The sequence below is a fragment of the Ruegeria sp. AB8 genome (genome assembly GCF_056542605.1).
Genome location: NZ_JBQGAB010000017.1, coordinates 88,746 through 115,119 on the forward strand (window position 1 = coordinate 88,746; position 26,374 = coordinate 115,119).

The 26,374-nt window shown below is 56.2% G+C and carries 23 protein-coding genes; 16 read left to right on the top strand and 7 right to left on the bottom strand.

The window, feature by feature from the left end; all coding sequences use genetic code 11:
* Positions 1-4: 4 nt before the first annotated feature.
* Together ACR0CG_RS17515 and ACR0CG_RS17520 are read left to right on the top strand one after the other, a co-directional pair.
* Positions 5-808, top strand: coding sequence for a carnitinyl-CoA dehydratase (locus ACR0CG_RS17515; RefSeq protein ID WP_170418313.1), 804 nt, complete (start codon positions 5-7; stop codon positions 806-808).
* Complete coding sequence (locus ACR0CG_RS17520; RefSeq protein ID WP_170570568.1) at positions 808-1,755, top strand: 3-hydroxyacyl-CoA dehydrogenase NAD-binding domain-containing protein; 948 nt, start codon at positions 808-810, stop codon at positions 1,753-1,755. The genes ACR0CG_RS17515 and ACR0CG_RS17520 overlap by 1 nt, the downstream gene beginning before the upstream one ends.
* On the opposite strand, the gene ACR0CG_RS17525 is transcribed toward ACR0CG_RS17520, so the two are convergent.
* Complete coding sequence (locus tag ACR0CG_RS17525) at positions 1,737-2,807, bottom strand: GlxA family transcriptional regulator (protein WP_170508305.1); 1,071 nt, start codon at positions 2,805-2,807, stop codon at positions 1,737-1,739. The two genes, ACR0CG_RS17520 and ACR0CG_RS17525, sit on opposite strands and share 19 nt — an antisense overlap.
* A 119-nt stretch (positions 2,808-2,926) precedes the next feature.
* On the opposite strand from ACR0CG_RS17525, the gene ACR0CG_RS17530 reads away from it, so the two are divergent.
* From ACR0CG_RS17530 to ACR0CG_RS17570, 9 genes are all read left to right on the top strand, one after another.
* Positions 2,927-3,817 carry a beta-keto acid cleavage family enzyme gene (locus ACR0CG_RS17530; protein ID WP_170570572.1) on the top strand — a complete coding sequence of 297 codons (891 nt, stop codon included), beginning with the start codon at positions 2,927-2,929 and terminating at the stop codon, positions 3,815-3,817.
* Positions 3,810-4,811 (top strand): ABC transporter ATP-binding protein, encoded by a 1,002-nt coding sequence (locus ACR0CG_RS17535; protein ID WP_029622289.1) that lies wholly within the window; start codon positions 3,810-3,812, stop codon positions 4,809-4,811. Before ACR0CG_RS17530 ends, ACR0CG_RS17535 begins: the two co-directional genes overlap by 8 nt.
* Positions 4,812-4,887: 76 nt before the next feature.
* Positions 4,888-5,994: an extracellular solute-binding protein gene (locus ACR0CG_RS17540; protein WP_170418321.1), complete on the top strand. Its 1,107-nt coding sequence runs from the start codon at positions 4,888-4,890 to the stop codon at positions 5,992-5,994.
* Between the two features lie 65 nt (positions 5,995-6,059).
* Positions 6,060-6,908, top strand: coding sequence for an ABC transporter permease (locus ACR0CG_RS17545; protein ID WP_010443824.1), 849 nt, complete (start codon positions 6,060-6,062; stop codon positions 6,906-6,908).
* The gene (locus tag ACR0CG_RS17550; protein WP_170418324.1) at positions 6,905-7,702 is read left to right on the top strand and encodes an ABC transporter permease; all 798 of its coding nucleotides are present in this window, start codon (positions 6,905-6,907) and stop codon (positions 7,700-7,702) included. The genes ACR0CG_RS17545 and ACR0CG_RS17550 overlap by 4 nt, the downstream gene beginning before the upstream one ends.
* 11 nt (positions 7,703-7,713) lie before the next feature.
* Entirely contained in the window at positions 7,714-8,874 is a 1,161-nt protein-coding gene (locus ACR0CG_RS17555) for an acyl-CoA dehydrogenase family protein (RefSeq protein ID WP_029622287.1), read from the top strand.
* Positions 8,871-10,961, top strand: a complete 2,091-nt coding sequence (locus ACR0CG_RS17560) for an acetate--CoA ligase family protein (protein ID WP_170418327.1) — start codon at positions 8,871-8,873, stop codon at positions 10,959-10,961. Before ACR0CG_RS17555 ends, ACR0CG_RS17560 begins: the two co-directional genes overlap by 4 nt.
* On the top strand, positions 10,958-12,100 hold the full coding sequence (locus tag ACR0CG_RS17565) for a serine hydrolase domain-containing protein (RefSeq protein ID WP_010443828.1): 1,143 nt from the start codon (positions 10,958-10,960) through the stop codon (positions 12,098-12,100). Before ACR0CG_RS17560 ends, ACR0CG_RS17565 begins: the two co-directional genes overlap by 4 nt.
* 407 nt (positions 12,101-12,507) lie before the next feature.
* Positions 12,508-13,272, top strand: a complete 765-nt coding sequence (locus ACR0CG_RS17570; protein WP_170724910.1) for an SDR family NAD(P)-dependent oxidoreductase — start codon at positions 12,508-12,510, stop codon at positions 13,270-13,272.
* On the opposite strand, the gene gcvA is transcribed toward ACR0CG_RS17570, so the two are convergent.
* Positions 13,260-14,189, bottom strand: coding sequence for a transcriptional regulator GcvA (gcvA, locus tag ACR0CG_RS17575; RefSeq protein WP_170709383.1), 930 nt, complete (start codon positions 14,187-14,189; stop codon positions 13,260-13,262). The two genes, ACR0CG_RS17570 and gcvA, sit on opposite strands and share 13 nt — an antisense overlap.
* A gap of 108 nt (positions 14,190-14,297) precedes the next feature.
* On the opposite strand from gcvA, the gene ACR0CG_RS17580 reads away from it, so the two are divergent.
* Positions 14,298-15,497 (top strand): serine hydrolase domain-containing protein, encoded by a 1,200-nt coding sequence (locus tag ACR0CG_RS17580; RefSeq protein WP_245223334.1) that lies wholly within the window; start codon positions 14,298-14,300, stop codon positions 15,495-15,497.
* A 7-nt stretch (positions 15,498-15,504) separates the two neighbouring features.
* On the opposite strand, the gene ACR0CG_RS17585 is transcribed toward ACR0CG_RS17580, so the two are convergent.
* From ACR0CG_RS17585 to ACR0CG_RS17595, 3 genes are read right to left on the bottom strand one after another with little or no spacing between them, the layout of a single operon-like run.
* Positions 15,505-17,292 carry an ABC transporter ATP-binding protein gene (locus ACR0CG_RS17585; RefSeq protein WP_170667826.1) on the bottom strand — a complete coding sequence of 596 codons (1,788 nt, stop codon included), beginning with the start codon at positions 17,290-17,292 and terminating at the stop codon, positions 15,505-15,507.
* A complete protein-coding gene (locus ACR0CG_RS17590) occupies positions 17,289-18,164 on the bottom strand; it encodes an ABC transporter permease (RefSeq protein WP_142638852.1) in 876 nt (291 codons plus the stop codon). The genes ACR0CG_RS17585 and ACR0CG_RS17590 overlap by 4 nt, the downstream gene beginning before the upstream one ends.
* Positions 18,161-19,108: an ABC transporter permease gene (locus ACR0CG_RS17595; RefSeq protein WP_170568174.1), complete on the bottom strand. Its 948-nt coding sequence runs from the start codon at positions 19,106-19,108 to the stop codon at positions 18,161-18,163. Before ACR0CG_RS17595 ends, ACR0CG_RS17590 begins: the two co-directional genes overlap by 4 nt.
* A gap of 194 nt (positions 19,109-19,302) precedes the next feature.
* On the opposite strand from ACR0CG_RS17595, the gene ACR0CG_RS17600 reads away from it, so the two are divergent.
* The 4 genes from ACR0CG_RS17600 (at position 19,303) to ACR0CG_RS17615 (ending at position 25,007) form a co-directional block, all read left to right on the top strand.
* Complete coding sequence (locus ACR0CG_RS17600; protein WP_245223335.1) at positions 19,303-20,901, top strand: fatty acid--CoA ligase; 1,599 nt, start codon at positions 19,303-19,305, stop codon at positions 20,899-20,901.
* Between the two features lie 16 nt (positions 20,902-20,917).
* Complete coding sequence (locus ACR0CG_RS17605) at positions 20,918-22,102, top strand: acetyl-CoA C-acyltransferase (RefSeq protein WP_170418343.1); 1,185 nt, start codon at positions 20,918-20,920, stop codon at positions 22,100-22,102.
* A 120-nt stretch (positions 22,103-22,222) separates the two neighbouring features.
* Positions 22,223-23,800, top strand: coding sequence for an ABC transporter substrate-binding protein (locus ACR0CG_RS17610; protein WP_170570580.1), 1,578 nt, complete (start codon positions 22,223-22,225; stop codon positions 23,798-23,800).
* Positions 23,801-23,903: 103 nt separating this feature from the next.
* Complete coding sequence (locus ACR0CG_RS17615) at positions 23,904-25,007, top strand: glycine cleavage T C-terminal barrel domain-containing protein (protein ID WP_170418349.1); 1,104 nt, start codon at positions 23,904-23,906, stop codon at positions 25,005-25,007.
* Between the two features lie 531 nt (positions 25,008-25,538).
* Here the strand turns inward: ACR0CG_RS17615 and ACR0CG_RS17620 are convergent.
* Together ACR0CG_RS17620 and ACR0CG_RS17625 are read right to left on the bottom strand one after the other, a co-directional pair.
* Positions 25,539-25,883: a type II toxin-antitoxin system RelE/ParE family toxin gene (locus tag ACR0CG_RS17620; RefSeq protein ID WP_170418355.1), complete on the bottom strand. Its 345-nt coding sequence runs from the start codon at positions 25,881-25,883 to the stop codon at positions 25,539-25,541.
* The gene (locus ACR0CG_RS17625) at positions 25,873-26,130 is read right to left on the bottom strand and encodes a ribbon-helix-helix domain-containing protein (RefSeq protein WP_170418358.1); all 258 of its coding nucleotides are present in this window, start codon (positions 26,128-26,130) and stop codon (positions 25,873-25,875) included. Before ACR0CG_RS17625 ends, ACR0CG_RS17620 begins: the two co-directional genes overlap by 11 nt.
* Positions 26,131-26,374 lie beyond the last annotated feature (244 nt).

The window sequence follows — 26,374 nt, forward strand, 5'->3', positions numbered from 1 at the left end:
AGCAATGGCAGAAGGGGTCAAAACACACCGCGACGGCCACGTTCTGGAAATCACACTAGAGCGGGGCAAAGTAAACGCCATCGACGTTCCCACCAGTCAGGCCTTGGCCGCGGCGTTTCAGGAGTTGCACGAGGACAAGGACTTGCGTTGCGCGATTCTGACCGGGGGCGGAGATCGAATTTTCTCGGCCGGTTGGGATTTGAAGGCCCTGAACGAGGGCGAAATGCAGCTCGACAACTGGTGGGAAAGTGATGACTACGGGTTCGGCGGGTTCACGGGTCTGACCGAGAATTGGGCGCTCAATAAGCCGGTTATCGCGGCCATAAACGGTCTGGCAATCGGTGGTGGGTTCGAAATGGCCATGGCCTGTGATCTTCTGATCGCGGCGGACCATGTGGAGTTTGGCCTACCTGAAATGCCTTTGGGCATCGTTCCAGATGCGGGGGCACTGCAACGCCTGCCTCGAAGAATACCGCACAACATCGCGATGGAGATGTTTCTGTTGGGCCGTCGGATGACCGCGACGGAGGCGGCGCATTACGGGTTGGTCAACAAGGTGGTTCCAAAGGATCAATTGATGGCGGCGGCCCGGGAATGGGCGGCCTCGATTGCCTGGTCGGCGCCTCTTGCAATGCAATCTGTCAAGGAAGTGCAGCGCGAGATCGAGTGCGTGCCGCTGGAACAGGCCTTTCACAAGATGCGCACCGATCCGATGCCGATCTACCGCAAGATGCTGAAATCTGATGACGCGGCCGAAGGTGTCGCGGCTTTTGTCGAAAAGCGTGAACCCAAATTCAAGGGTGAGTGATGTATCCTGACCCCTCATCGATCACCCGCATCACCAGCATTGGAGCCGGCCCCATCGGCGGCGGCTGGGCAGCGCATTTTCTTGCGCGTGGTTATGATGTGACCGCCTATTTGCATGACGCGAGCGAATCCGATGCCTTTCACGCAATCTTACGCACTGCTTGGAAGAGCTTGACGGACTTGGGGCTTGCCGCCGGCGCGTCGCTTGACCGCTTGCGCATCGTTACAGATTTGGAGGCTGCGCTGGACGGCGCCGAATTTGTGCAGGAAAGCGCGCCCGAGCGTCTTGAGATAAAGCAGGCACTTTATCAACGACTCGGGCTCATTTTGCCAACAGACGTCGTGATTGGCTCTTCCACGTCCGGCTTGATGATGACCGACATCCAAGCGACTTGCGCGACACCGGAACGCTGTGTGATCGGCCATCCCTTCAATCCACCCTATTTGCTACCACTGGTCGAAATCGTGGGCGGCGAACAGACATCACCAGTGGCGGTGGCTTGGGCCGGGAAATTCTACGAAATCGCGGGCAAGGCCCCGTTGATGATGAAAAAAGAGATCCCCGGCTTTGTCGCGACCCGACTGCAAGAGGCGCTTTGGCGAGAGGCCCTGCATATGGTCGCCAATGGAGAGGCAACGCCGGAAGACATCGACATCGCACTCATGAACGGCCCGGCGCCTCGTATGGTCTCGCAGGGTCAGTGTATGGCTTTTCACGTGGCCTGTGGTGCCGGAGGCATGGCCACCAACCTGGATCAGTTCGGCCCGGCGCTTAAACTGCCCTGGACCCGGTTGGAGGCACCTGAGCTGACGAAGGAATTGCGCGATCGCATGGTCGATGGCTGCAACGCTGTCGCCGGCGACCGAGATTTCGAGGACATGGCAGCCCAACGAGATCGCGAAATAGTTGCAGTGCTGAATGCTCTTCGTCAGTCCCGCGGGGGATAACCTTGAGCGGGCACGTTGTTCAGAATGGACAAGAAATCCGAGAGAGAGCCGGGCCAGCTGGGTGCCGGCTCGCTTTTCGGCCATGCCTCACGGTATTCGGATGGGCGCCGGCCGAAGAATTTACCGAATGAATAGGCAAAATGTGACAGTGTATTGAATCCTGATGCGGTGGCAATCTCGCGTACACTGAGGTCGGTCGAAATCAACAGTAGGCGAGCATTCTGCAATCGGCGCAATAAGCCGAATTGCACCACGGTACAGCCCACGTGTTTCTTGAATTGGCGTTCCAGTTGACGCTGAGAAACACCCAGAACATCAGCGATTTGGGGCACTTTGAGCGGCTCTTCTATGTTTTCTTCGATCAGGGTCATCGCTTCTCGGATCAACGGAAGCATGGTTTCCGTGCTCCGGCCCATGGTGCTGCGCTGGGGTGAGGCGGCGTCGCGAATGGGGTGATGCAGCATCTGGTCTGCAATCTCCCCCGAAAAGCCGCTGTCGCTGATGGATTCAATCAGCCTTAGCATCAGATCGACCCCAGCCAACCCGCCCGCGCACGTCATTACCTTGCCGTCAATAGTGAACAGACACTCATGGACATCGACCCGATCAAAGGACTCCCGGAACCCGCTCAACCACGACCAGTGAATAGTCGCAGGTTTGCCGTCCAACAGGCCTGCACGTGCGACGATGTAGCTGCCCAATTCAACGCCGCAAACAGTTTCGCCTGCGCGTGCGCGTTTTCGCAACCAGGTGAGTAAAGCGGTGTTTTCGTAGTGTTCAGTACCCCAACTGCCCAACACAAACACAAAATCTGCCGGAGTGAGGCTCCCGTAGTCGGTGTCAACTGCGGTCGTCATGCCATTGCTGGCAACAATTTCAGGACCGTCGAACGAGACGATGTCCCAGGAAAACATCGGTTCTGGCGCCAGGTAATTTGCGATCCGCATGGTTTCGATCATGGTGATCAGCGTGGTCAGGTTGAAACGCGGGACAACGACAAATACGGCATGCCGTTTAGCCCGAGCCATATGCGTTGTGATGTCGACATGCATTGGTTTTACCAAGAAGCTTTAGGTCAGATTTTTCGCCATTCTAACCTAATCTGTGGCGGATAATCGACATCTTTATCCGTCAATCGCGCGGCAATCTAGGTAAAAAGGGGGGCTCGGATATGACCTACGAAGTTGTGCTGACCTGCGCAGTTACCGGTGCGGGAGATACGACCGGCAAGAGCCCTCACGTGCCGGTGACCCCGAAAGAAATTGCTGATGCGGCAATCGAAGCCGCCAGGGCAGGGGCCTCTGCCGCGCATGTGCATGCGCGTGATCCTGAAACGGGGCAAGGCTCGCGCGATCCGGCGCTCTTCAAGGAAATCGTGGATCGAATACGCGAAAGCGATACGGATGTGGTCATCAATGTTACGGCAGGTATGGGGGGCGATTGGATTTCAGACCCGTCCAATCCCGCCATGCCCGGTCCGGGCACCGACATGATCGGACCAGAAGAACGGCTGGCCCATATCAAGGAATGCCTGCCTGAAATCTGCTCTCTCGATTGTGGCACGCTGAATTTTTCCGACACGGACATGATCTATATTTCCACGCCACCTACACTGCGTCGGATGGCGGCACTGGTTCAGGAATGGGGTGTGAAGCCCGAGCTTGAGGTCTTTGATCTCGGCCATATCCGATTTGCCAAGGCGATGGTGGAGGAGGGGCTGATTGATGCTCCGCCGATGTTCCAGTTGTGCCTTGGAATTCCATGGGGGGCCGATCAAACGGTGGAAACCATGGCGGCCATGAAGGCGCAACTGCCCGTAGGCGCCAGCTGGGCCAGTTTTGGGATTGGGCGGGGGCAGATGCCGATGGCAGCCGCAGCTGTCGCGCTTGGCGGGAATGTGCGTGTCGGTCTTGAGGACAACATCTACCTTGATCGCGGGGTTCTGGCGACAAACGGCCAGCTTGTCACCCGCGCCCGAGAGATTATCGAACGGATGGGTGGGCGGATCCTGACACCGCAAGAGTCGCGCAACAAGCTGAACCTGAGGGGGGCGGATGGCTGATCCAACCCAAACCGGTAGCTTGCAAATTCGCAATGTCTCCAAGTTTTTTGGTCAGTTCCGTGCTGTCAACGACATCTGCCTGGATATCCGAAATGGAGAGTTCCTGACGCTGTTGGGCCCGTCGGGATCGGGCAAAACCACCTTGTTGATGATGATCGCCGGGTTTCTCGACATATCGAAAGGAGAGATTGCGCTGGACGGTGCGTCCATCTCGAATGTGCCCGCCGAAAAGCGCAATTTCGGCATGGTGTTTCAAGGATATGCTTTGTTCCCCCATATGACTGTTCGCGACAACGTAGGTTATGCGCTAAGCGTGCGTAAACGCCCCGCCGACGAAATTCGGAACCGTGTCGACGAGATGCTGGAGCTGGTTCAGCTTCAGGAGTTTGCAGATCGCAAACCGGGGCAATTGTCTGGTGGTCAGCAACAGCGTGTGGCCCTTGCACGTGCCTTGTGTTTTGCGCCGCCTGTGCTGTTGCTGGACGAACCGCTGGGAGCGCTGGACAAAAAGCTGCGTGTCGAAGTGCAGGAGCAGCTCAAGGACATTCATCGCCGCGTTGGCACTACCTTCATCTATGTCACGCATGATCAGGAAGAGGCACTGTCGATGTCTGACCGCATCGTGATCATGCGCGACGGCGCGATCGAGCAGGTCGGAACGCCAAAAGAGCTGTACGAGCGCCCGATCAATCAGTTCACCGCCAGTTTCCTCGGGAAATCGAACTTTATTCATCAAAACGGAAAGGTCTTTGCCCTGCGCCCGGAAAAAATTGATCTGATGCCTGGCAACGAAAACACCGAGGCCCGGATGAGGGGCGCCATTCGCAGCATCACCTATTTCGGCTCGATGCAGCGGATCATCGTGGACACCGACGAAGGGGCCGAGATTGAGGTAGATATCGACGTCTGGCGCAACGCCTCTGATCTGACAGAGGGGGTGCGGGTGGATTTGCTTTGGAAGGACTCAGCAGCAGTGGAGCTACAAACGGGCTAGGCACCCCAACACAGAACGCCCAGAGGCGTCATGACCGAAAGCCGGGTCAAATCTCGGATCAAATGGGAGGAAGAAAATGCACGATAAACAATTCAAAAAGGAAATGCTTGCCGAAAGTGCCCAGGCGTTTAGGGCTGGCCGTATGGACCGGCGCACGTTTCTTGCGCTTTGCGGTGCCTCGGGTGTTGCAATGAATGCGGTACTGGCGGGCGACGCCGAAGCGGCGGCAGACCATGTCGTGATGTGGAACTGGGGCGGCCAATCCGAAGAATGCCATGGCTCGGCCATCGGTGAGGCCTTTACCGCCAAAACCGGCAAAGGTTTGAAGTTTGATACCTCTGGTCCGCTGGAAGGCAAGATCAAGGAAATGGTCGACAGTGGCAATGTGACTGCCGATGTGGCGGATGCGGACTTATTCAACGCCGTGTCACTTGGACCAACCGGGCATCTGGAGCCGATTGACTATTCCGTGGTGTCCAAGGATAAAACGCTGCCCGGCTATGCGCTGGAATATGGGGTGTCGATCATCCTCTACGGGTATGCCTTTGTGTATGACACTGAAGCCTATGGCGATAATCCACCGCAAAACTGGGCCGATTTCTTTGATACCGAGAAATTCCCCGGGACCCGTGCGCTTTACAAATGGGCAAATGGGTCGCTCGAGGCCGCATTGATGGCCGATGGCGTCGCTGGCAGCGATCTCTACCCGCTTGATATGGACCGCGCTTTGAACAAAATCCAGTCGATCAAAGATGACAGCCTTTACTGGGGCTCGGGATCGGAAGTTCACTCGATGGTGGTCAACAACGAGGTCTCGATGGCGATCATCTGGCAGAACCGAGGTCGCAACATCGAAAACGACACCGATGGCCAGTACAAGTTGGTGAACAATCAGGCGATGGCGATGCCGGGGGCGTATATCGTGCCCAAGGGCAACCCGGCGGGTGCCGCAGTCATGGATTTCATCGCCACGGCGCAGGACATACCAGCGCAGTTGGCGCTGTTGGATTGCCTTGGCATGACCCCGTCGAATCCCGAGGCCTTTGGCCAGATCCCCGAGGACCAACAGCCTTATGCGATAACATCGGCCATGAACATCGACAAGATCGTCTACAACGATCCTGAATGGTGGGGTAAAAACGGCGGCGACGCGGTGAATGCCTTCCTCGAAGCGATCAGCTGATCGCTTTAGCTTATGGTCACCCGATCCTAAGGGTCGGGTTGCCAAACCCATGTCGAAAGCTCTGGATGCAAGCCTTAAACCGTCATATCCACCCAGGATGGCTGATTATCGCGCCTTTGCTGCTGATGGTGGTCGCGCTCTATCTGGGGCCGATCCTGAATATCCTTTGGCTGAGCGTGACAGACCCCGAGCCCGGGTTCGGCAACTATGCCAAGCTGACGGAAGGTGACGCCCTGATCCGCATTGTCTGGACCACGGTACGCATCTGCATCATCACGACGGTCTTCAGCGTCATTTTCGGCTATTCCATCGCCTACGCGATGGTGCACTGCCATCAACGCCAGAAGACTTACATGCTGACCCTGCTATTGGTGTCGTTCTGGATCTCCATCCTCGTACGCACCTTCGCCTGGCTCATGTTGCTGGGACGCAAGGGGCTGGTCAATGTCACATTGGAAGACATCGGCCTAGTTGCTGAACCCATCGCCTTCATGCGCAACGAGTTGGGCGTTCTGATTGGAATGGTGCATTACATGATCCCCTATGCGGTGTTGCCATTGCTGGTCTCGATGCAATCCATTGATCAGAGGGTGATGGACGCCTCGCGCAACCTGGGGGCCAGCGGAAGCCAGACCTTCTGGCGGGTCTACCTGCCCATGACCATGCCGGGGCTTGTGGCTTCGACCCTGTTGGTCTTTATCCTCAGCCTCGGGTTTTATGTCACCCCGGCCGTGTTGGGCGGCGGCAAGGTGCTGATGGTGGCAGAATACATCTCGGTTCAATTGCTGGTGACTTTGAAGTGGGGCACGGCGGCGATGCTGGCGGCCATCATGCTGTTTGGCGTTCTGGCGATGCTTTGGATCATGTCGCGGTTCATGAAGCTGAGCACGGTGTTCGGGGGGGCAGCGCGATGAAGCCGGGCCTGTTCTCATTTTTCAACCGCGTGGGGGCATGGGTGCTGCTGTTGTTTCTAGTGACACCGGCCCTGATCGCCATCCCTGTTTCGTTGACGCCGAAACGCTTTTTGTCCATGCCGCAGGGCGAGTATTCTCTGCGTCATTTCGAGAAGCTGTTCACCAGTGAGGAATGGCTGTCGAGTTTTTTCCAAAGTGGCGTGATTGCCCTGTCCTGCTCCGCATTAGCGACGCTTTTAGGCACGCTTTGTGCGATCGGTCTATGGCGGGTGTCATCGCGGTACAGCGAATTGGTTCGCGCCTTTCTGCTGCTGCCTTTGATCATACCGCAGATTATTTCCGCCATGGCGTTCTATCGGTTGTGGATCCCTCTGGGTCTATTGGACAGCTACGCCGGTTTGATCCTTGCGCATACAATCCTGGCAGCCCCAATGGTGCTGATCACGGTCAGCGCGTCTTTGGCAACGTTTGATCCCAAGCTTGAACAAGCCTCCAAGAATCTCGGGGCCTCCAACTGGACCACCATGCGCCGGGTGATCCTGCCTTCGATCAGGCCGGGGGTTTTTGCCGGGGCGCTCTTTGCCTTTATCCTCAGCTGGGATGAAATCGTGGTGACCTTGTTCATCTCGAAATACAGCGTCTACACGCTGCCGCGCCGCATGTGGAACGGCATCCGTGAAAACACCGATCCGACAGTGGCTGCCGCTGCCGTGATCCTGATTGCCATCACCCTGATTGCCTTTGCCGTTTCTGCCGTTCTGTCGCGGCGAAACGCGCGGGCTCAGGCAGAATGAATGAGGTTGCCATGAATCTGGAAACCAGTCACGAAACAGAGCTTCTGGTTAGCACTGTTCGCCGATTTGTCGAAACAGAGATGTATCCGCATGAAGAAGAGGTGGACCGCTTAGGCTATGTGCCCGAGGAGATCGGCCGCCAGATTGAGGCGAGGTCGCATGAATTGGGCCTCTTCGCCTGCAACCTGCCCGAAGAGGTCGGTGGCGGAGGGCTGGGATATGGGCCCATGTCCCTGATCGAGAGGGAATACGGCCGTACAAGCCATGCGCTGCAAAGCTGGGCGGCGCGCCCGACGGAATTGCTGATGGCCTGCGAAGGAGACCAGCGTGAGCGATATTTGCTTCCTGCCGTGCGCGGTGAAAAGCGTGAGCTCTTTGCCTTGACAGAGCCTGACGCAGGTTCGGATGTAATGGGGATGAAGACCAATGCGATACGCGACGGGGATGACTGGATCCTGAATGGATCCAAGCACTTTATCTCCGGTCCCTGCATGCCGGATTTCGCGATTGTATTTGCTGCAACTGGTACAGATGAAACACCACGCGGCCCACGCAAACGGGTGACGGCTTTTCTGGTCGATGTGGGCCTTCCGGGGTTCGACTGCCGCGAAGGGACGCATTGCGTGAGCTATCGCGGTTATAAGACTTTTGAATTGAGTTTCGAAAATGTGCGTCTTGGTCCGGACCAGATCCTGGGCGAAGAGGGTCACGGGCTTGAGCTGTCGGGAAAGTGGCTCGGCATGGGGCGTATCTGGGTCGGCGCGACCTGCTGCGGTAAGGCCGAACGCATCCTTGACCTGGCGACCGAGTGGGCCGCAACGCGCAAGCAATTCGGTAAACCGATCGGTACGTTTCAGGCCACCGGCTTCCGTTTGGCGGACGGTGCGATGACGTTGCGCGCGGCCGATCTGATGGTGCAAGACGCCGTTGCACGTGCCGAAGCGGGTGTCATGGGTGATGCAGATGCGGCAATGGTCAAGGTTTACTGCTCAGAGATGCTCAACAAGATCGCCGATGATGCCGTTCAGATTTTTGGTGGCATGGGATTGATGGAGGAAATGCCGATCCAACGGTTCTGGCGCGATAGCCGATTGGAGCGGATTTGGGACGGCACCAGCGAAATCCAACGCCACATCATCACCAGGTCCATCCTGAGGCCACTTGGCGCATGACGCCGGCGCGGCGCGAAAATCTTGAGCGTCTCTTAAAGCCGCGCCACATCGCGTTTATTGGTGGACGTGATGCGACCATTGCCGTGCGCGAAGCCCGTCGGCGTGGATTTCAAGGGCAAATGTGGGCCGTTAATCCCAAACGCGCCGATCTGGATGGCGTGGGCTGTGTTCCCAGCATCTCGGACCTGCCGGAGCCACCTGATGCCGTCTATCTCGCTATCCCTGCGGCCGGGGTGACTGATGCCCTGAGAGAATTGGAGCAGATGGGTGCAGGTGGCGTCGTTTGTTTTTCCGCGGGCTTCAAGGAAACTGGCGACATACAATCGGAACGAGATCTGATCGAAGTCGCCGGAGATATGGCTCTGATCGGCCCAAACTGCTATGGCATGATCAACTATATCGACAATGCCGCTCTTTGGTCATTTGAACATGGCGGCTGGTCGCCGGGATACGGTGCGGCGATCATTACCCAGTCCGGTATGTTCTCATCCGACATAACCATGAGCGCGCGTTCATTGCCAATGGCCTACATGGTTTCTGCAGGCAATCAGGCGGTCTTGGGGATTGAGGAATTCCTGGATGCCTTTGCTGAAGACCCGGCTGTGCGCGCCATTGGATTGCACATCGAAGGGTTGCGTGACATTGCTGCTTTTGAACGCGCCGCGCTGAAAGCCCTGGATCGGGGGGTTCCGGTTGTCGCACTGAAGACCGGCAATTCCGCCATTGGGGCGACTCTGACGGTCAGTCACACCGGCTCTCTGTCCGGTTCGAGCGAGCTTTATCAGGCACTGTTTGATCGCACCGGGGTGATCGACGTCACCAGCCCTTCGCAGTTTCTGGAAACGCTGAAGTACCTCTGCGTAGCAGGCGCGCCGCAAGGCAGGCGTGTCGCTGGCTTTACCTGTTCTGGGGGCGGGGCGACGATGCTCGCAGATCACTCGGAAAGGATTGGTGTGTGCTTTCCCAAAGTGGGCTCTGCAGGGCAGGAAAGCCTGACCAGTTTGCTGCCTGAGATCGCGACGGTTTCCAACCCGCTGGATTATACGACCCCGATCTGGGGACAGGGCGATAAGACTTACCCGGTTTTTGCCACGGCGCTATCGGCCCTCAACGCGGATCTGGCTGTTCTGGTGCAGGACTACCCGGCAGAAGGGTTGGACGCGTCCAAGATCTACTACCAGAACGATGCTGCAGCTTTTGCGCAGGCCGCTCAGGAACACTCCGTCCCGGCAGCGATCTGCGCGACCCTACCTGAAAATCTTGATCGTGGGACCCGCAGACATCTCATTGAACTGGGGGTTGCGCCTATGCAGGGTATTCACGAGACGTTGAATGCCATGCGTGATGCTATTTGGTGGTCCGAAGCAAGGGCGCGGACAAGGATTGACCGGCCTGCTGCCTTGCGACCCGGTGCAACTATACAGAACCCAATGGTATTGACCGAAGACAAAGGTAAATCCTGGCTCAGGCAAATGGCTGTTGCTGTGCCAAACGGACATGTCTGCAATGCGGCCGAGGCAGCTGGCGTTGCGCAGGATATCGGCTATCCGGTCGCACTGAAAATGATGTCACCAAGCTTGCCTCACAAGACCGAAGCGAGCGCGGTCGCTTTGGGGATCAAGGATGCAGAGGGGCTGTCTTCGGCGATCAAGGCAATGACGGCATCGGTTGCGGCGTATGACCGCGCGGCGGTGACGGATCGCTTCCTGATCGAAGCCATGTCGCCCAAGCCGCTTGCAGAGCTGATCGTCACGCTGCGTGCTGATCCGCAATTTGGTCCCAGTTTGGTCATCGGTAGCGGCGGTGTTTTGACCGAATTGGTCCGAGATGCGCGCACTGTGTTGTTGCCTGCCTCAAAAGACGAGATCGAGCGCGCATTGTGTTCGCTCCGTGTAGCTCGCTTGTTAGAGGGGTACCGGGGCAGTCGACAGGCGGACATTCCACGAATTGCGGATGCGCTACACCGGTTGTGCACTGAATTCCTAAAGGCGCGCGGCGAGGTCGCAGAAATCGAGATCAACCCTATGTTTGTCTACCCAGATCACATCGTCGCCGTTGATGCCCTGATCCAGGTGCCCCGGTCATGAGCAGGAATAGGATCATACCCAATCCCGATCTGGCTGTTGGAGACGACAACAAGCAGCGGTGGAACCAGCCGGAATTTCGCCGGCATGGGTTCCACAATGCATATCGGCTGTTCCGCCGATGTCTCATGGTGCGTTCCAGAGAGGTTTTGCAGCTGGAAGCCGCCGAGCAGAATCTGTGCGCCCGAGTGCCTGAACTGGCACAAATGCTTGCCCATCCGGCTTTCTCTGCGTTCTGCTGTTTAAAGAATGACCAGATCATTCTGGAAAAAGCCGCAGATGATTTTTCGACCTCAGCGCCGCATTCCATCCAGTCAGTGACAAAGCTACACATCCACTTAATCATAGGTCGTCTGCTTGCACAGGGGCTGTTGTCATTGGACGCGCAGGTCCGCGACTATCTGCCGGGTATCGGCAGCGGGTATGCCGAGGCCAGCATTCAATCTCTGCTCGATATGAACGTCGATAACGACTTCACCGAGGATTATGCTGACCCCGATGCCGACTGCTATACTGAAGAGGTCGCCTTGGGTTGGCGCTTGCCCGGCGTGGGTGAAAAGGAAATCACGCTTGCGGAATTTGCGGCCTCGATTACTGGTTTCAGGGCAAACTCGGGGGTGCGACAAGCCGATTATAAATCCGCGAACACGGATGTCCTGACCCTGATAGCGGCCAAGGTTTCGCCCATTCCAATGGCTGAGCAAATCGAAGAGATTGCTGATGCCGCAGGATACGAGGGCGCGTTTCACATCAGCCTCAGCAAGGACGGGCACCCAGCGTTTTCCGGTGGCGGTTGCCTAAGCGTGCGCGACCTCGCGCGGTTCGGGTTGCTACTGGCGCGGGAAGGCCGCGACCTGCACGGTCGACCTATGGCCAACACCGGTTTCCTGCAAAAAACTCTGATCCGCCGCGCGCCAGCGATGACACCACCCAAGAATTGGCTCAAGTACTCAAACCAGACCATGACCGACGGTCGATTAATCGGTCATGCTGGCTATGGAGGGCAGTTCCTCATGGTGGATATGGTCACCGGCACCAGCTGTGCATTCTTAAGTGTGCTGGAGAATGACTCGGGTTACGATGACACCTATATGGGAGAGCTGGCCACAACGCTTCGAGACGTCTGCCTTTCTGTCATTTGACGGGTTTGCAGTTGCCGAGCTAGGTGTCAGCGGGGAAGGCACGGATTGGCCGCTTTGCAGTCCTTGACCTGGGCCGAATCTTTTAGAGTGATCCGACCCACTCTTCGATCATCCAGTTTCGATCACCTAAACTGAACTTCTTCTCAGCGCGGCATTTACGTCTGTCGGGATATCCTGCCGAAGTTGTCAACAAGGCATGTCGCGGGTGTGACTCAACCCGCCTGAAGTCGCTTATCGCGGAGCAATTGTTCCAAACAACAGCGCAGGTTTGTGACCCGTCCGTCCCGACATATTGCACTGCACGCGGAGGCAAAATGATTTTTGGTTGGCCAAAGGGTAAATAGAACTTCGATGTTTAACTTCTGGTTCTGGGTTAAGAAGTTTTGAACAAACGGAGATTATCACGCATGGATATTGAAGGACTATCTGCGATCGTGACCGGGGCAGGATCAGGACTGGGGCTTGCTACTGCACAGGCGCTCAGCAAAGCCGGAGCACGAGTTACCTTGCTGGACCTCGATGAAGTTCGGGTAAAAAACGCGGCAGCGGAAATCGGCGCGCTTGGCATAGGTTGTGATGTTATCAACAGTTCTGCGGTCGAGGCCGCTTTGGATCTGGCCGAAGACCGGAGCGGACCAATTCGCATAGTTGTCAACTGTGCGGGCATCCCCGGCGGTATGCGACTTGTCGGACGGGACGGTCCAGTTGATATGGAAGCTTTCGCGAGGGTGATCAACGTCAACCTGATGGGAACCGTCAGCGTCATGACGAAATGCGCAGCCCGGATGATGCAGCAGGAGCCGCTCAATCAAGATGGCGAGCGCGGGATTATCATCAACACAGGCTCGATTACTTCAATCGAGGGTCAAATTGGGCAGGGGGCTTATGTGGCTTCAAAGGGCGCGATTGCCAGTCTGACATTGCAGGCCGCCCGTGAATTCATGCCCCGCGGAGTGCGGGTCATGACAATTGCGCCCGGATTATTTCGCACTCCGATCGCTGATCATATTCCGCAGGAGGTAATCGACGGGATGCTAGATGGCCGGATGTTTCCAAACAGGTTTGGCGAGCCCGCGGAATTTGGGCGCCTTGCCGTTAACATCATCCAAAACCCTATGCTGAACGGCGAGACCATTCGTCTTGACGCAGGCGTGCGGCTTCAAGCCGGATAGGTCTCTCGAATGCGCTTGTTTTCGAGGTCGTTTTCTGACGTCTCGATCAGCCACTCGCGAAAATTTTGGGCATCAGGATGGTCGCGATCCGCTTCCGGTGCGATCAAGTAGAAAGCCTCCTGCAGGGGCGCTTCGAGCTCGAAGGGTTCAACAAGTCGTCCGCGCTCGATCTCGACGCCGCACATTGAGGACCGTGCTAAAGCTACACCGCCACCACGAGAGGCAAACTCGAAAGCAAGCAGCGAGGTGTCGAACTGTAACCCCTGGCCCGAGTTGACACCGCTTGCCTTTGCATAACGCAACCAGTCAGCCCAACCCTCCTCGTAACCGAGCACGTGTAGCAGGCGATGGTGGGCAAGATCATCTGGTTTGCGGATCGCTTTGGAACCCTCAAGCAAAATTGGAGAGCAAACCGGTTTGATCACCTCCCAAGTTAACCGGTCGGCTTTGTATCCTGGCCACTTCCCTGTGCCGTATTGGATATCGAGATCAAACCGCTCATTGTCGAACTGATCTCCCCATACACTTGAGACCAGACGCACTTCAGTGTCCGGGTGGCGGTCAAAGAATCCCTGAAGTCGCGGCGCGATCCAGTTAACTGAATACCCGACCGGCGCCCGCACGGTCAGGACTTCGGAGCGCCGCAGGCCAAACACTTCCTCGGTTCCCGCGGCCAGGCGTTCAAAGCCGTCTCTGACCTTCGGTAGATAGGCGGCGCCCACTTTGGTCAGGACCAGACTTCTGGGTTTGCGCTCAAAGAGCGGCTCGCGCAAGTAATGCTCCAGCAATTTCACTTGTTTGCTGATCGCTGCTTGTGTCAGGTTCAGTTCCTGCGCCGCATGGGTAAAGCTCAGATGCCTGGCCGACGCTTCGAATGCGCGCAGCCAGTTCAGGTGGGGAAGTCGCCGTGTACTCATGGCCAACTCAAGCATAATTTCAGTTAGGTTATAGATAGATTATCTATCGCTTGAACGCCAAGAGAATCTCGGTGCAGATTGACGTTGAGACTATATGGAGCTGACGACTTGCAACCAGAAGATACCTTGGGATTAGACCCGATTAAGCTGTCGCGCATCACCAATTGGATGAACGCCCATGTGCATGACGGACGCCTTTCTGGTCTGGCTGTGCAAATATCTCGCCGGGGAAAGATATGTTTTTCGGAGCGTGCGGGATTTGCCGATGCAAAGTCGAAGCGGCCTGTATTACCTGATACTATTTGGCGCATCTATTCGATGACCAAACCTGTGACCTCACTCGCCCTACTTATGCTCTACGAAGAAGGGGCGTTTCAACTGGATCAGCCTGTTTGCGACTTTCTCCCAGATTTCGCAAACCCGCAGGTCTGGAAGGGTCCTGGTCACGCTCTGAACGAGACCGAGCCAGCTGACCGGGGTATTACAATCCATGATCTTCTCACACACCAGGCGGGGATCGTCTATGGTGATCCGCAGGGAAACGAGCTGGAGCGTGCCCTTTCGGATAGCGGTCTCGACTTTGACAGAGGTCTTACGACGATGGCGGAAGCTGTTGAAGTGCTAGCGAGTTTTCCCTTGGCCTTTCAGCCGGGTGACCGTTGGTTTTATGGCCTTTCGACGGATGTTCTCGGCCATTTGATCGAGGTTATCAGTGGTCAGCCTCTCGGCGAATTTCTTAAGACACAGATCTTTGATCCGCTCGGAATGGTGGACACAGGCTTCGCCGTATCGGCCGATAAGTCTGGCCGCTTGGCCACGCTCTATGACCGCGCGCCAGGCGGCTTTGTTGCTTCTGATGATCAGAAAGGTTTCATTGCGCCGGTTACCTTGGAAAGCGGGGGCGGTGGGTTGCTCTCCACAATGGACGACTACCAGCGTTTTGCAACGATGCTTCTTCGGCGCGGCAGATGTGACGGAGGCAGGTTACTAGGGCGCAAGGCTTTTGATCTAATGGTGTGCAATCACATGGGCGGCGATTTGGCGAGCCGGGGACAGGCTCATTTCAGCGAAACTACCTTTGAGGGGGTTGGCTTCGGACTCGGTGTGTCGGTGATGTTAGACCCGGCGCGGGCCAAAATCATCGGCTCACCCGGTGAATTTGCCTGGGGCGGTATGGCCTCGACCGCCTTTTGGGTGGACCCGATCGAGGAGATGACTGTGATACTTATGACGCAGCTAATTCCTTCGAGCGCCTATACCCTGCGCCGTGAGCTTAGAGTTCTGAGTTACCAGGCGCTGGTGGACTGAGGCGACGTCAGTCTAGGGGCAGGTTCGTCTGGGTCAAATGGCAAGCGATGCTCAATCCACCGGGTAGGTCATGCAAAGGTGGAGTCCGAGTATCACATGTTCCCGCAATGATATGGGTGCAGCGGTTGGCGAAGGGGCAGCCCCGCGCACCGATTTCGACGCTGCCAGCGCTAGCCGCCTTTGCCTCGCTTGTATCTGCCACGCCTTCCAGCCAGCCTTGGCGCATCTCGGGCACCGAAGATAGCAACAGCTTTGTGTAGGGGTGAAAAGGCGGGCGAAAAACCGCTTTTGATGGTCCCTTTTCGACGACACGTCCGGCATACAGTACAACCACCTCATCGGCGAAAGAAGCTACGGTGGAAAGATCGTGACTGATGAACATGTAGGCGACGCCCAGTTTGTCCTTCAGCGATTTCAGGAGTTCGATCACACCTGCGGCCACCACGGTGTCCAGCGCCGAAGTCACCTCGTCACAAAGGATCACCTTGGGCTCGGCGGCAAGCGCGCGAGCGAGATTAATGCGTTGCTTTTGCCCACCAGACAGCTCTCCGGGATAGCGGGAGGCGAAATCGCGAGGAAGATCGACCAGTTCCAAAAGGTCGCCGACCTTCTGGGCGCGTGCGCGCCCCTTGAGGTTCAGATAGAATTCCAGAGGACGGCCCAGGATATCGCTGATCCGTTGCCGAGGATTAAGCGCCGTGTCAGCCATTTGAAAGACGATCTGGCAATCCTTGAGCGTTTCAATCGACCGATCCTTCACTGCTGGAGCGGCGGTATTGCCATCGAGTTGGACTTCTCCGCCCTTTAACGGTGTGAGGCCCGCAACAACTCGGGCAAGTGTGCTTTTTCCACAACCACTTTCGCCAATTACGCCCACGACCGAAGCGGCAGGTACATCGACGGATACATCAGAGAGAATGGTCAGAGCTCCATAACCCGCAGTCACGTTCCGTGCCGAAATCACCGGCCTCTGAGCCAGATCTGTCTCCACGTGATCCACCAAGTGTGGAGCAGGACGGACAGCCTCCATCAGTGTGCGAGTGTACTCGTGCTGTGGGTGGTGCAAGATCTGATCCGTTGTGCCTTCCTCGACCATCTCGCCGTTTTTTAGCACTAGAATTCGGTCAGCCACCTGCGAGACTACGGCGAGATCATGTGTGACATAAATCGCGGCGGTACCCTGATCGCGGATAATGTCCTTAAAGGCTTTCAGCACCTCGATCTGGGTCGTTACGTCAAGCGCAGTGGTGGGTTCGTCGAGTATCAGAAGGTCGGGTCCACAGGACATGGCCATTGCAGCCATCAAGCGCTGCAACTGACCACCCGAAACCTGATGTGGAAACTTGTCGCCGACGGTTTCCGCGGCGGGCAAGTCAAGTTTGCGGTAAAGCTCTATTGCATTCGCGGTCAGAGTTTCGGCATCTCCGGTGCCATGCCAAAGAGGTGCCTCGATAACTTGCTTGCCGATCCTAAGCGCAGGGTTGAAGCTAGCTGCTGCCGATTGTGCCACGTAAGACACTTCGTCCCCGCGCAAGCTGTGGCGGTCGCGTGGGGGCAATTTCATAATGTCCCGTCCGTTCAGCCAGACTTCACCCCCTGAGATGCGACAGCCGGGGCGGGCAAAACCCATTGATGCCAGAGAGATCGTAGATTTGCCCGAGCCGCTTTCGCCAATGAGTGCCAACACTTCGCCCTTGGCGACGCTCATGGACACGCCCTTGACAATTGGCACATAGTTACCGCCTGGGGGGCGTCCCTCGACGCGCAGGTCCTTGATGGTCAGAATGTCGGTCATTGGTCGATCTTCTCCAGAACAGTTTCGCCTTGCTGGCGCTGTTGGAACCAGTCAACAAGCAGGTTCATGGAAACGGTCAAGGAGGCAATGCATGCAGCTGGTATAAGCGCTGCGGACGAACCGAGGAACAGCCCCCCCACGTTTTCCTGCACCATGAGCCCCCAGTCGGCCGCAGGTTCTTGCACTCCTAGGCCAAGAAACGACAGGCCCGAAAGGAACAGGATCGAAAAGGTGAATCGAAGGCCAAACTCGGCAATCAAGGGGGCCATGGAATTGGGTAAGATCTCACGTGTCAGAATCCACCAGGTGCCTTCGCCCCGCGCACGGGCAGCCTCGACAAAATCCATAACGCCGATGTCATAACCAAGTGCTCGAGAGACACGGAATACGCTGGTCGAGAGGACCAACCCAACAGTCAGAACAAGCACTGTGATAGAAGTACCGAAGGCGCCTATGACAACCAAAGCCAATAGGGTGGAGGGGAAAGCCATGAATGCCTCGACAACGCGGCTTACTACGATATCGAACCAGCCTCTCAGAATCGCGGCGGCAAAACCGAGTGCGACGCCGAATAAAAAAGAGATCATGGTGGTGACAAGTGCCAGCAACAGCGTTGTACGTACTCCATAGATCAGGCGGGACAATACATCTCGTCCCAGCTTGTCAGTACCCAGCAAACCGCCTTCGCCTATTGGTGCAAAGGTCTGGCCTGAGATGATTTCGGCTTCACCATGGGGTGCGATCCATGGCCCAAAAAACGCAAGGATGAGCCAGAACAGCAGCACCGCGCCGGCAATACCTGCAGTCCAGGTCAGGCGCAGGCCCGCAAAGACGGAGGCCCGGGGAGTGGGGATATCGGTTGCTTCGCTCATTTTGGGTACCTTAAGCGCGGGTTCGCCATGATGGACAGGACGTCGGCCAGTAGATTCAGAAGGATATAGACAGTGCCAAAAATCATTGCACAGGCCTGGATGAGTGGAATGTCCCTCAGAGTGACACCGTCGACCAGAAGCCGCGTTAAGCCGGGTACGCCAAACACGGTTTCAACGATAATGACACCGGACACCATGTAACTCAGATTAAGTGCAATAACCGTGAAGATCGGCGACAGCGCGTTAGGCAGCGCGTGGCGCAAAACCAGCCTACGCTTGGGCAAGCCCTTGAGTGCTGCCATCTCCAAGTATGGGGAGGTGAAGATGTTGATGACGGAAGAACGTGTCATCCGCATCATGTGCGCCAGAACGGCAAAACTGAGGGTGGCTACGGGGAGAGCCAAGGCCCGGAAATTCTGCCAGAAATCAAAGTAGGGCCGCGTGTTGGCCGACGCGGAGAGCCACTTTAGTTCGACTGCAAAAACTTTCATCAGAATGAGACCAATGAAGAATTCAGGCACTGCAATCAACGCAAGTGTGGTCATGGCAAGAGTTTTGTCGATCCGGCCACCGGCGCGCATCGCAGACCAAAGGCCAAGAGCCAAAGACATCGGTACCGAGATTGCCGCTGCCAAAAGCGCAAGCCGCAGAGTGTTCCACATACGGCTTTCTATCATGTCAGCCACAGGTCGCTTGGTGGCCAATGATGTCCCCAGATCCCCTTGGATCATACCGCCCAGCCAATCGAGATAACGCACTACTGCAGGGCGGTTGAGTCCCATCTCTTCGCGAAGCGCGGCAAGCGATTCTTCGGTGCGGCTTTGTCCTAGAATGGCTTCAGCAACGTCGCCCGGAAGGATTTCCGTCGCGCCGAAGATAATGATGGAAGCAAGGAGCAAGGTTAGTAAACCCTGAGCCAGGCGGGTCAGAATAATTCGGTACACCTTGGTCCTCCCTTCAAGGCTTCCGGCATATTCGGCGCAAGCTTGAAGCGAGACAAACAACCATAGCGACCAGATTGGGGTCGTTTTGGTTATAGCAAAGGCATGTGTATTCTTTTGTTTGGGCAAAGACCGAGATTTTGTTGTTTGTTCCGCAGGGCTGGAGAACGCAAAGACTGGGGCGATCGGAGATGCCCATGACTGCCTATTCCTACCCATTGTTGATCAAGCAAATCCTCGCCACGCCGCTGGCAAACACGCCAGATCAGGAGATCGTACACGCCGATACGAAGCGGTATGACTACCGCACTTTTGCCAGGCGCGTCGGCCAGGCTGCAGGGGCGTTGCGCTCACTTGGCGTGGGTGAGGGTAGCGTTGTGGCCGTTCTGGATTGGGACAGCCATCGGTATCTCGAGTGTTTCTTTGCTATTCCGATGATCGGGGCCACGCTGCATACCGTGAACATCCGATTGTCGCCGGATCAGATCCTCTACACGATCAACCATGCAGAGGACGACGTAATCCTATGCCACGTCGACTTTTTGCCACTTCTACTCGAGATCTCTGAGCGGATCGAGCGGCCTTGGCGGTTGGTAATCCTCAGCGACGATGGGGTGTTCCCCGAGGTGGAGTCCTCGGAAGGCGAGTACGAGGCCCTGCTGCAGCAGTGCGAACCGGAGCAAGAATTCCCGGATTTTGACGAGAATATCCGAGCGACGCTTTTCTACACGACCGGTACCACAGGTGATCCCAAGGGGGTCAGCTACTCCCAGCGCCAACTGGTTTTGCACACAATGGCGGTCGCGGCCGGATTAGGCCCGGTACCAGGCGGCGGGCTGAACCGAAGCGATGTCTACATGCCGATAACCCCGCTGTTTCATGTGCATGGTTGGGGCATACCCTATGTCGCCACATTGATGGGCCTTAAACAAGTCTATCCTGGTCGTTACGATCCCGCCCGCCTGTTGGGGCTAATCGAAAAGCACGGTGTTACGTTCTCGCATTGTGTACCGACGATACTTGCGATGCTTCTGAATGCACCTGAAGTCGCGCAAACAGATCTCAGCAACTGGAAGGTCATCATAGGCGGTTCTGCTCTGTCCGAAGGTCTGGCAAGGCAGGCATTAGAGCACGGAGTTGACGTGCACGCTGCCTATGGCATGTCAGAGACCTGTCCGTTCCTGACAGTGGCGGACATGATGGCCACGCGGGACCCGCAAACACCGCTGAGTGCTCGGATTGCAACAGGAAAACCCGCGCCATTTGTGCAAATCCGTGTGGTTGATGGGGATATGAACGATGCCCCTCGCGATGGAAGGACGACGGGAGAAATTGTGGCGCGCGCGCCCTGGCTAACTCAAGGTTATCTGAAAAACGAGGCCGGGACGGGGGCACTTTGGCAAGGCGGCTGGCTGCATACTGGAGATGTCGGGTTCATCGACGAAACGGGCACGTTGCGGATCACCGACCGGGTTAAAGATGTGATCAAGACCGGAGGCGAATGGGTGTCTTCGCTTGAACTGGAAAACCTCGCGAGCACCGTTGAAGGTGTGAGTGAAGCGGCCGCCATTGGCGTTCCAGACACGAAATGGGGGGAACGCCCTATGCTGATTGTTACCTGCTGTGATGAAACCGAAAAAACCTACGACCGTCTTCGTATGGCGTTCGATGTGGCGGTAGACCAAGGGGCGATTTCGAAATGGGCGATCCCAGACCGGATTGAGTTTACCGACAGCTTGCCAAGAACGTCGGTTGGCAAGCTGGACAAGAAGGCCCTTAGGGCCCGGTTCATCTAATAGGAAGGTTCGTGATATGAAAGATGTCGTTGTCGTATCAACCGCTCGAACACCCATAGGGTCGGCATTCAAGGGTGCCTTCAATAACTCGAAGTCGCCGACACTCGCTGGATACGCCATACGAGCCGCCGTCAGTCGGGCCGGTATCGATCCAGCAGAGGTAGAAGATGTGGTGCTGGGATCGGTCCTGACCGCTGGGACTGCCGGCCTGAACATCGCCCGCCTGGCAGCGCTTGCAGGTGGTCTCCCGGCAACGGCGGCAGCCCAGACTCTCGATCGTCAATGTGCCTCGGGCCTGATGGCCATTGCCACAGCGGCAAAACAGATTTCGGTCGACGGAATGGGCATTGTCGTGGCGGGAGGACAAGAGAATATTTCCGCGGTGCAGGCCAGGTATTTCGACTGGGTCATGGACGAAAAAGACCCAGCCGTAGTCCAAGCCTCAGAGCACGCGTATATGCCGATGCTTGTAACCGCCGAAAATGTAGCGCGACTGCACGGGGTAACTCGTGAGGCACAGGATGAATTCGCGGCACTGTCGCAAACGCGCACTGTCGCCGCCCAGGCTGCAGGGGCATTCGACGATGAAATCGTACCTGTAACAGCGACCAAGCTGGTCAAAAACCGCGAATCTGGCGAAATTACCGAAGAAACCGTTACGATTAGACAAGACGAAGGCAACCGGCCGGGAACGACAATCGAAACGCTTGCGGGGCTGAAGCCGGTTGTTGAAGCCGGTGTCGTGACCGCAGGAAACGCGAGCCAATTGTCCGACGGGGCATCGGCCTGTGTGCTGATGTCGGCCCGTATGGCCGAACGGCGCGGCTTCGCTCCACTAGGCGTATACCGGGGCCTTGCTGTGGCAGGTTGCGCTCCGGAGGAGATGGGCATGGGACCAGTTTATGCTGTTCCGAAGCTACTGGAGCGTGCCGGATTGAAAGTGGATGACGTTGGTCTTTGGGAATTGAACGAGGCATTCGCAGCCCAGGCCATTCCCTGCCGGGATCAGCTGGGTATTGACCCCGAAAGGCTAAACGTGAATGGCGGCGCGATTTCCGTCGGTCACCCCTATGGAATGACTGGCTCCCGGTTGGTTGGCCACGCGTTGATTGAGGCGAAGCGGCGCGGGGTTCGGTATGTTGTCGTCACCATGTGCGTCGGCGGTGGTATGGGTGCAGCCGGGCTTTTCGAAGTCTGCTGACATTTCCATAACCTCAGTTATGGCAATGTCATGGAATCGGTTGTTTGTGTACCGGGTGCCGTCCGCTCAAACTTCGATGAACAGCGGGTGCAACCCGCATCGGTCATCTGGGAGGAAAAAATGTCCGACATCGATAGCTTGGTACGCCAATATAAGGCGGGATCGCTCAGTCGTCGCGGTTTTTTCAAACGCGCAGGCGCTTTTGGTTTATTGGTGCCCACAGCCAGCGGCATTCTTGCCCAGGCAGGTCCCGCATACGCTCAGTCGCCAACACGCGGTGGTTGGCTGCGGATCGCGCAGGGCAACACCGATGATACCCTAGAGCCCGTCAGGATGACGGATACTTCGGATGCAGTCTACGGCAATTGCGTCTACCAGCGATTGACTCGTTTGCTACCCTCGCTTGAGGTCGAAGGCGACGCTGCAGAGGAATGGAGTGTCAACGATGCAGCTACCGAATGGACATTCAAGTTGCGCGATGGCCTAGTTTTCCACAACGGTCAGAACGTCACCTCAGCCGATGTAGTCGAAAGCCTGTCGCGCCACATTGCCGAGGGTTCGGAATCGCCTGCCAAGGCTCTGCTTTCGACAGTCACTGCAATCGATGCACCCGATGCTATGACCGTAAAGATCACCTTGTCCTCGGGCAATGCAGACCTGCCGGTGATCATGTCAGACTACCATCTGTCCATCCATCCAGCCGGGCACAGCGATTTCACGAATGCAATTGGCTCCGGCCCGTTCAAGGTGATGGAATTCATTCCCGGCGAGCGAGTGGTTTTCGAACGTTTCGAAAACTACTATGAGGACGGTAAGCCTTACTTAGATGGCTTGGATTTCATCCCTGTTCCGGACGCAAACGCAATGTTGAGCGCGTTGTTAGCGGGGGATGTAGACTCCGTATACGACGTTCCGGCCTTCGCTGTTGATCAGCTCAACTCCAACGACGCTGTGACGCTTCACAATACACCGACTGGTTCGTTTACCAACATGGTGATGATGGTGGACCGCGCTCCGACAAATGACGCGAATTTCCGTAAAGGTGTCAAACACGCGTTGGACCGTGAACTTGTTTTGAACCAGGTGTTCAAGGGAATAGGTACTATTTCAGCAGACACACCGATTGGCCCGACCTACAAGTACTGGTGCCCGGACGCAAAGCCTGCCGAATACGATCCCGACAAGGCAAAGTTCTACTTCGACAAGGCAGGGGTTTCGGGCTTCGACCTCCATACGTCCGAGACTGCTGGGAATTCGGCAAACGACATTGCTTTGACTTTCCAGCAATCTGCAAAGGGAGCGGTAGATGTAAATGTGATAAAAACCCCATCGGACGGGTACTGGACCCACACCTGGATGCAGAAACCAATGACCATGTCGGGTTGGAACGCTCGACCTACTGTCGATGCCTTCCTGACCATCGCTCACATGAAAGGTGGCAGTTGGAACGAAACCATGTGGGGTTCTGACGAATTCGATTCCATGATCCTGGCGGCCCGCGCCGAATTGGATGAGGCAAAACGCGCGCAGATGTATTGCGACATGTTGCATATGATGAACGACGATGGCGGCTTTGTGAACGCCGTGTTCCAGAACCAACTTGAGGCAACAGCACAAAACGTCATGGGGTACACACCCCATCCGGTTGGAACTCTTGGTGGGTTTGGTCAGACTCTACGCAATATCTGGCTTACCTAAGGCTGCTTTCTCCCCGTCAGTGGCACCAGTCAACTGACCTTTGGTCGCCGGTTCCACCCGGACCGGCGGCCTTCTCTTGTCTCCCTTAAATCGCGATCAAGCCATGTTCTCTATTTCTCCGTCCACGCGTCTGCGCACATCACCCTTCTATGAGGCCACCTTGGCCGATGGTGTGTGTGCCATGACAACTTACAATCACATGTTGATGCCGACCTCCTATGGCAGCCCAGAGGAGGAGTACTGGCGCATCATCAACGATGTCTCGATGTGGGATGTTGCGGTAGAGCGGCAAGTGCAGCTAAAGGGCCCAGATGCCGGGCGTCTGGCGCAAATCCTTGCGCCGCGAGACCTTTCAAAATGCAAGATGGGCCAAGGCAAGTATGTTCCACTTTGCAACCACCATGGCGTGCTTATCAACGATCCAATCCTGCTGAAGCTGGACCAAGACCGCTACTGGCTGTCTATCGCGGACAGCAATATCTGGTTCTGGGCCGAAGCCGTCGCACGAGAGCGCGGATTGGATGTGGAAGTCAGTGAGCCTGATGTCTCACCTCTGGCCGTGCAGGGTCCCAAGGCGGAAACTGTGGTTGCCTCGATCTTTGGTGATTGGGTGCGAGACCTGAAATACTTCTGGTTCCGGGAAACCGAAATTGACGGTATTCCGGTCGCCGTCGCCCGGTCGGGCTGGTCCAAACAAGGTGGGTTCGAGATTTACCTGATGGATAGTGCCAAAGGCACTGCACTCTGGAACATCGTCAAAGAGGCAGGCCAGCCACACGGTATTGGTCCAGGGAACCCCAACTGGAGTGAGCGAGTCGAGAGCGGTCTCGTTTCCTATGGAGGCGACACCGATGGACAGACCAATCCCTACGAAGTCCGCATGGGCAAATATGTGGACTTGCATGTGCCTGACGACACGATTGGGATCGATGCGTTGCGCCGTATTGCGGATGAGGGGCCGAAACGGCATCAGTTGGGGGTTGTACTGGACGCTGGCAGTCCTGCAAATCCAGAATTCACTTGGAACGACATAGAGAAAGGGGGGGTAAAAATTGGTGATTTGACGACGTGCGCCTGGTCTTTCCGGATGAAAAAGAATATCGGCTTTGCTTTGGTCTCGGTCGATGCCGAACCCGGCGACAGGGTCACGGTAAAACGTGGCGCTGGACCGGTTGGCGGAACGCTTTGCGAGTTGCCTTTTCTCTGAGAGCACGACGGACCTGGTCACCAAAACGAATGGGCAAATTCCGATTATTCAATGAACCGATGTGCTTTTCGTCGGGTCGCCCAACCCTTGTTGTCCCACACACTCATGTGGCCGAAGAACTCATCCAGATCTGCTCCATCGCCAGTGGTGCAGATCACCACGTCTAGGTAGAATTTTTCGACCACTAGCAAGTTCAATGGCGCGGAGCGAGAAGCCGACGGGTCGCTAACGGCGCTGACTGACCAGTTTTTAGCCCAGAGACAAAACCAACACCCAGACCGTACGTTTTTGCGTCTTTCAGGATCGGGAAACCACCAACCATCTCATGACCAAAGCTCACCAATCGCGCAGATCCAGCTCTGAGTGGACCACTCTCCTCCATGACCCTGATGGCATCCAGACTGAAATCCTTGGCTAGGTCTTAGTTTTGAACCGCAGGAATGCACTCGAGATTCAGCACTGTTCGGCTATTAAAAGGTAGCCGACTTATGAGAACTGCCGGCCGATCGCTCGGCCAATGTATGCGTGGGGTCAGGACAATAGGCGCAGCAGAATGTGCGCATCGTGGTTTTGACCACTATAGAAGACAGCGAGTACGCGTACGATCAGTTTGTCATCGTCGACTTCAAAATAAATGATCGCTTTGATCTTGGTTACGTTCCGAATGTTATTGCCGAGATGTGGTCTTAGGGTGCCTTGATGTGGAACGTTCGCCAGGCTTTCGAGGCTCTCCTGAATCTCTATGACGCGCTTCTCAGCGCGCAGAAAAGCGGTTTCCAGATCTTCGCCAAAGTGCTCAGCGGTTTCAACAAGATAGTCAAATATGAGATCGAGATCTGAGGTGACTTCTTCGGCGCGAACGACTTTATAGACCACGCGCAGCCCGCTTGCGTGCGATCATGTCTTTGGTACGCTCCTTGCCCTCTTCGAGAGTAGTGAAGGTTCCGTTTCGACGCTGATCCAGCAGCTCTCGCAGTGCGTCAGTGTTTTGCGATTGCTCACGCATCAGTTCAAGCCCATGCTGAAGCACGGCGGACAGGCTGGCGTAATGACCTTGGGCGACAAGATTCCGCGCGTAGGCGTCTTGTGACTCAGTCAGCGATATTGATGCTTTAACGCTCATATCAAGCCTCATGTATACTACTGAGTAGTATAAGCTGCTGCAAACAACAGTCAATATTGGGCGCGAACGAACGTGTTTTATTGCCATTACTATCCAGAAACAAACTTCCCTGCATATCCCTCTATATCGTATTGGCACGCCAACGCCGTTCAAAGTGTCCGTCGTCAGGGATTTTGGGACAGATGGCGCTCTGATCTAAGAGAGGATGTGGCTCATCTGGTTGGTTTGATTATGCGGCGGATTT

What these genes read in the sequence shown, in the direction of transcription:
- ACR0CG_RS17605 (WP_170418343.1), top strand. Translation starts at nt 20,918, where the DNA reads ATGAAAGATGTCGTTGTCGTATCAACCGCTCGAACACCCATAGGGTCG.
- ACR0CG_RS17535 (WP_029622289.1), top strand. Translation starts at nt 3,810, where the DNA reads ATGGCTGATCCAACCCAAACCGGTAGCTTGCAAATTCGCAATGTCTCC.
- ACR0CG_RS17590 (WP_142638852.1), bottom strand. Translation starts at nt 18,164, where the DNA reads ATGAGCGAAGCAACCGATATCCCCACTCCCCGGGCCTCCGTCTTTGCG.
- ACR0CG_RS17530 (WP_170570572.1), top strand. Translation starts at nt 2,927, where the DNA reads ATGACCTACGAAGTTGTGCTGACCTGCGCAGTTACCGGTGCGGGAGAT.
- ACR0CG_RS17545 (WP_010443824.1), top strand. Translation starts at nt 6,060, where the DNA reads ATGCAAGCCTTAAACCGTCATATCCACCCAGGATGGCTGATTATCGCG.
- ACR0CG_RS17600 (WP_245223335.1), top strand. Translation starts at nt 19,303, where the DNA reads ATGACTGCCTATTCCTACCCATTGTTGATCAAGCAAATCCTCGCCACG.
- ACR0CG_RS17615 (WP_170418349.1), top strand. Translation starts at nt 23,904, where the DNA reads ATGTTCTCTATTTCTCCGTCCACGCGTCTGCGCACATCACCCTTCTAT.
- gcvA (WP_170709383.1), bottom strand. Translation starts at nt 14,189, where the DNA reads ATGAGTACACGGCGACTTCCCCACCTGAACTGGCTGCGCGCATTCGAA.
- ACR0CG_RS17570 (WP_170724910.1), top strand. Translation starts at nt 12,508, where the DNA reads ATGGATATTGAAGGACTATCTGCGATCGTGACCGGGGCAGGATCAGGA.
- ACR0CG_RS17560 (WP_170418327.1), top strand. Translation starts at nt 8,871, where the DNA reads ATGACGCCGGCGCGGCGCGAAAATCTTGAGCGTCTCTTAAAGCCGCGC.
- ACR0CG_RS17565 (WP_010443828.1), top strand. Translation starts at nt 10,958, where the DNA reads ATGAGCAGGAATAGGATCATACCCAATCCCGATCTGGCTGTTGGAGAC.
- ACR0CG_RS17585 (WP_170667826.1), bottom strand. Translation starts at nt 17,292, where the DNA reads ATGACCGACATTCTGACCATCAAGGACCTGCGCGTCGAGGGACGCCCC.
- ACR0CG_RS17540 (WP_170418321.1), top strand. Translation starts at nt 4,888, where the DNA reads ATGCACGATAAACAATTCAAAAAGGAAATGCTTGCCGAAAGTGCCCAG.
- ACR0CG_RS17525 (WP_170508305.1), bottom strand. Translation starts at nt 2,807, where the DNA reads ATGCATGTCGACATCACAACGCATATGGCTCGGGCTAAACGGCATGCC.
- ACR0CG_RS17520 (WP_170570568.1), top strand. Translation starts at nt 808, where the DNA reads ATGTATCCTGACCCCTCATCGATCACCCGCATCACCAGCATTGGAGCC.
- ACR0CG_RS17610 (WP_170570580.1), top strand. Translation starts at nt 22,223, where the DNA reads ATGTCCGACATCGATAGCTTGGTACGCCAATATAAGGCGGGATCGCTC.
- ACR0CG_RS17555 (WP_029622287.1), top strand. Translation starts at nt 7,714, where the DNA reads ATGAATCTGGAAACCAGTCACGAAACAGAGCTTCTGGTTAGCACTGTT.
- ACR0CG_RS17515 (WP_170418313.1), top strand. Translation starts at nt 5, where the DNA reads ATGGCAGAAGGGGTCAAAACACACCGCGACGGCCACGTTCTGGAAATC.
- ACR0CG_RS17550 (WP_170418324.1), top strand. Translation starts at nt 6,905, where the DNA reads ATGAAGCCGGGCCTGTTCTCATTTTTCAACCGCGTGGGGGCATGGGTG.
- ACR0CG_RS17625 (WP_170418358.1), bottom strand. Translation starts at nt 26,130, where the DNA reads ATGAGCGTTAAAGCATCAATATCGCTGACTGAGTCACAAGACGCCTAC.